Origin of the sequence: Inquilinus limosus MP06 (genome assembly GCF_000767795.1) — a bacterium.
In the GTDB taxonomy this organism is placed as follows: Bacteria; Pseudomonadota; Alphaproteobacteria; order DSM-16000; family Inquilinaceae; genus Inquilinus; species Inquilinus limosus_E.
In genome coordinates, this window is the sequence record NZ_JANX01000516.1 from 1 (window position 1) to 4,579 (window position 4,579).

Annotated in this window: 5 protein-coding genes; 2 read left to right on the forward strand and 3 right to left on the reverse strand. The window is 71.3% G+C overall.

Features of this window, described 5'->3' with window-relative positions:
* The coding region (locus P409_RS27315; RefSeq protein WP_052121460.1) for a branched-chain amino acid ABC transporter ATP-binding protein at positions 1 to 733 on the forward strand (733 nt) is incomplete at its 5' end.
* A 19-nt stretch (positions 734 to 752) separates the two neighbouring features.
* Here P409_RS27315 and P409_RS27320 read toward each other — a convergent pair.
* On the reverse strand, positions 753 to 1,919 hold the full coding sequence (locus P409_RS27320; RefSeq protein ID WP_052121461.1) for an amidase: 1,167 nt from the start codon (positions 1,917 to 1,919) through the stop codon (positions 753 to 755).
* Positions 1,916 to 2,170 carry a hypothetical protein gene (locus P409_RS36475; protein ID WP_052121462.1) on the reverse strand — a complete coding sequence of 85 codons (255 nt, stop codon included), beginning with the start codon at positions 2,168 to 2,170 and terminating at the stop codon, positions 1,916 to 1,918. Before P409_RS36475 ends, P409_RS27320 begins: the two co-directional genes overlap by 4 nt.
* Positions 2,171 to 2,239: 69 nt before the next feature.
* On the opposite strand from P409_RS36475, the gene P409_RS27325 reads away from it, so the two are divergent.
* A complete protein-coding gene (locus tag P409_RS27325) occupies positions 2,240 to 3,067 on the forward strand; it encodes a beta-keto acid cleavage family enzyme (RefSeq protein ID WP_034845823.1) in 828 nt (275 codons plus the stop codon).
* A gap of 45 nt (positions 3,068 to 3,112) precedes the next feature.
* On the opposite strand, the gene P409_RS27330 is transcribed toward P409_RS27325, so the two are convergent.
* Positions 3,113 to 4,579, reverse strand: a 1,467-nt coding sequence (locus P409_RS27330; protein WP_034845824.1) for an ABC transporter substrate-binding protein, incomplete at its 5' end; no start/stop codon positions are given.

Consider the following 4,579-nt stretch of genomic DNA (forward strand, 5'->3'; position numbering starts at 1 on the left):
GCCGGCGCTGCTGGCCTGCGAGAACCTCGTCGCCGGATACACGCGCGACATCGACATCCTGCGCGATATCTCCGCCAAGGCCTGGGCCGGGCGCATCTCCTGCGTCGTCGGGCCGAACGGGACCGGCAAGTCCACCCTGCTCAAGGCCCTGTTCGGCTTCCTGAAGCCACGTGCCGGCCGCGTGCTGATGAATGGCGGCGAGATCACCGCCAGCCCGCCCTTCCGCATGCTCGGCCTCGGCCTGGCCTATCTGCCGCAGCGGCCGAGCCTGTTTCCGTACCTGACGGTCGAGTCCAACCTGAAGCTCGGCCTCTGGCATGCCTGGCCGAAGAAGGCCGTCCTGGCCGAGCGGCTGGAGCGGGCCTATCAGCGTTTTCCCGTCGTCCGCGAGAAGCGCAGCCAGCCGGCAGGGCAGCTTTCCGGCGGCCAGCAGCGGCAGGTCGAGATCGCCCGCAGCCTGATGGCCGAGCCGTCCATCTACCTGATCGACGAGCCGACCGCCGGCGTGGACCCGCAGACCAGCGAGATCATCTACGAGATCGTGCGCGACCTCGCCCATGGCCTCGGCAAGGCCGTGCTGCTGGTCGACCAGGACATCCGCGCCGCGCTGGCCATCACCGACTATGTCTATGTAGTGAAGACCGGTGCGGTGTTCTCCGAAGGCGCGCGGGAGGATTTCGGCAGCGACACCGACGCGCTGGTCGCACGCTGGCTCTATGCCAGCGGCGAATGACGCCGGTCGGTCCCGTGGCCTACGGTGCCTCGAACCCGGCCGGGGGCTCGAACAGGCGGCCGCGCGCAACCTCGAGCGTGCGGCCGATCCGCAGCGCCATGGCATCGTCGAAGCGGCGCGCCACGATCTGCAGCGACGCGGGCAGGCTCTCGACCAGGCCGACCGGAACGCTCAGCGCGGCCATGTCCATCAGGTTGACCATGCGCGTGAAGGTGCCGAGCGGGGTCTTGGTCTCGTCGATTCCCTCCAGCGGCGGGGCGAAGATCGGCGCTGTCGGCGTCAGGAACGCGTCGGCGCCGTCGAGATAGCGGTGGAATTCGATCTGCGCCGCCCGCCGCGCCGCGAGAAGCTCCTGATAGCGCGCGCCGTCGATCGTCCGGCCGCGCAGAATCCGCGCCCTGACCGCCGGATGGACCACGCTGGTCTCGGGCTCCACATGCTCGCGCAGATGGTGCCAGGACTCCGCCGCCATCAGATCGCCGGTCGCGGCCATGTACTCCTCGGGCCGGCGCGGCATCGCCCGCTCCTCGACCTCGGCGCCGAGGGTGGCCAATTGCTGGACGGCCGCCCGGAACAGCCGGAGCACATCGGCCTCGACCGCGCCGAGGTCGCGCTCCGACGGGACCCGCAGATGCAGGCCGGCGACGCCGTCGCCGAGAGGACGCAGCGGATCCGGCCCCGCGACCCCGAAGGTCGCAGGATCGTCCGCATCCCGACCCTGCAGGGCGGACAGCAGCAGCGCTGCGTCCTCCACCGACCGGGTGAGCGGGCCGACGCTGTCGAAGGAGGTGGCGAGCGGCAGCAGCCCGCCCCGTCCGACAAGGCCGACGGAGGTCTTCAGCCCGACGACGCCGCACATGGCGGCCGGGTTGCGCACCGACCCGCCCGTATCGGTGCCGAGCGCGGCCGGCACCAGCCCCGCCGCCACCGCCACCCCGGACCCGCTGGAGGATCCGCCGGGGGCCCGCGGGACAGCCCGGTCGCGCGGGTTCAGCGGGGTCCCCAGGACCGGGTTCGTGCCCCAGCCGCCGAAGGCGAATTCGACGGTGTGGACCTTGCCCAGCGGGATCATCCCCGCCGCGCACAGGCGCCGCACCGCAGTCGCGGTCGTCGCGGCGGGCGTGGCGGCGAGAGCCTTCGATCCGGCTGCGGTCGGATGGCCTTCGATGTGGAAGAGGTCCTTCACCGCGAAGGGAAGTGCCGTCGAGCGGGCCGGAGCGGGACGCCTCTGGCCCGGCGGTCATCGGTGGCCTCGGCGGCCGCAAGCGCAGCTTCGCCGAAGATCTCCACGAAGGCGTGCAGCGCCGGCTCATGCGCGGCCGTCCGGTCGAGCGCGCGCCGGATGATGGCGGCCGATGTGGTGCCGCCCCGCCGAAGCGCCGCGGACAGCTCGGCCGCGGTGGCAAATGGCGATGGCGTTTCTGCTGCGTCGGTCATGATGCCCGGGCCTCCCTTTGCAGTGACCATAGGCTGGGCGCGCCGGCGAGACAAAGATCGAGGTGAGGCATGGCGACGGATCCCCTGCTCATCATGGTCGCGCCGAACGGCGCGCGCCGCACCAAGGCGGATCATCCGGCGCTGCCGATGACGCCCGCGGAGCTGGCAGAGACCGCCGCGGCCTGCCTCGCCGCCGGCGCCGGCGCCATGCACGTCCATGTCCGCGACCGGGCCGGCGCGCATGTGCTCGATGCACGCCGCTACGCGGACGCGATCGCCGCGATCCGGGAGCGGACGGACGGGCGGATGCTGATCCAGGTCACCACGGAGGCGGTCGGTCGCTATTCGCCGTCGGAGCAGATGGAGCTGGTGCGTACGCTCCGCCCCGCCGCCGTCTCGGTGGGGCTGCGCGAGATTTTCGGCGACGGGGACGCGGCGGCGTCCGCCTTCTTCTCCTGGGCGGCCGGCGAAGGCATCGCCGTCCAGCACATCCTCTACGATCGGGCCGATCTCGACCGCTTCGCCCTGCTGTATGAGCGGGGAGACCTGGGAGACGTCGAGCGGCCGCGGATCCTCTTCGTCCTCGGCCGCTACGCGCCGGATCAGGAAAGCCGGCCGCAGGATCTCGATGTGTTCCTCGACGGCCTCGAACGCCACCGGCTCGACGCCGTGTGGTCGGTCTGCGCCTTCGGGCGCGGCGAGACCGCCGCCCTGGCCGCGGCCATCGCGCTCGGCGGCCATGTCCGCGTTGGGTTCGAGAACTCGCTGTGGCACGCGGACGGCCGGATCGCGCGCGACAACGCCGAGCGTGTCGCCGCCATCGCCGGCCTCGCCAGAGAGGCAGGGCGGCCGCTCGCATCGGGACCCCAGGCCCGCGCGATTCTCGGGATGCCGTGATCTCGCTCCGGCTGCCGCTGTCTCCGATGCCAGGCGGCCCCGCCTTCAGGCGAAGAACGACTGGTCCGCGGTGCTGAGGGAATAGAAGCTGAGGCCCCCCGGCAGGTTGCGGAAGCCCTGCAGCGCCTTCCGCATGGCGAAGCCCTGGGCCCGGTAGGCCAGCGTCACCATCGGCGCCTGGTCCAGCACCAGCTGGCCCGCCTTGGCGTAGATCTCCTTGCGCCTGGCGATGTCGAATTCGCCCCGCCCCGACGCCAGCAGCTCGTTCAGCCCCGGCACGGTGATACCGGCGCTGCGGATATAGGACGGCGACAGCGAGGAATCGACGAAGGAGGACAGGCTCTCCGGATCCGGGCTCTCCATCGCCGTGCCCATCACCGCGAACTCGTACTGGCCGCGATTGCCCAGGCTGACCCGGGTCGGCCAGTCCGGCATGTTGAGCCCCACCTGGATGCCGAGCTCGGCTAGGTTCTGCTGGACCACCTCGGCCGTGTTCTTGTGCATGCCGTACTGCGCGGTGGACAGCAGGGTGCAGGCGAAGCCGTCGGCGACGCCGGCCTCGGCCAGCAGCGCCTTGGCCTTGTCCCTGTCGTAGCGCCAGCCATGCGCCGCGGCCTCGTCGTAATACGGCGTCTCCGGGGCGAAGGGCAGCCCCTCCAGCGGCGCGCCGCGGCCGAAGAAGGCGGCCTGCACGATCTCCTCCCGCTTGATGCCGAGCGCCACCGCCCTGCGGATTCGCGGATCGGCGAAAGGGCCGCTCCGGCCGTTGAAGGTCAGGTACATGAAGGGGCCGAGCTGGTTGTCCAGCTTCAGGTTCGGGTCGGCCTCGATCGCCTGCATCGATTGCCAGGGGACGTAGTCGATCAGGTCGACATCGCCGGCCTGCAGCGCCGCCACCCGCAGGGTCTCGTCCGGATAGGCGACGATCTTGACCGCCTTCAGCTTCGGCAGGCCCGGCTTGTAGTATCTGTCGAAGGCGACGAGGTCGAGCGACACGCCGCGCTCCTGCCCCTGGAGCACGAACGGCCCGGCGCCGATGCCCAGCGGGTCGTCGGCGGTCGACCCCTGGGCCACGATCGGCATGTAGTAGTTGGCGAACCAGTGCGGCACGCACACGGTCGGCTGCTTCATCACCAGGCGCACGGTATGGTCGTCCGGCGTCTCGACCCGCTCCACTCCCTGCAGCTGGGTGCGCAGATAGGCGGTCGATTTCTCGCCGGCGACCTGCTCGATGTTCCACTGGACGTCGGCGGCGGTGACCGGGTCGCCGTTGTGGAAAAGGGCCTGGCGCAGGCGGAACACCCAGGCCTTGTCGCCGTCCGGCTGCCAGCTCTCGGCCAGCTCGCCCTGCAGGCTGCCGTCGGCGGCGTAGGACAGCAGGCCGCGATGCAGCAGCGCCGAGACCGACCCCGCGGCGCCGCCGGAATTCACCCAGGGCTGCAGGTTCGGCGGATAGCTGGAGAGGCCGAAGCGCAGCGTCTCCGATGCCGCCTGGGCCCGGGCCGGCAGGCG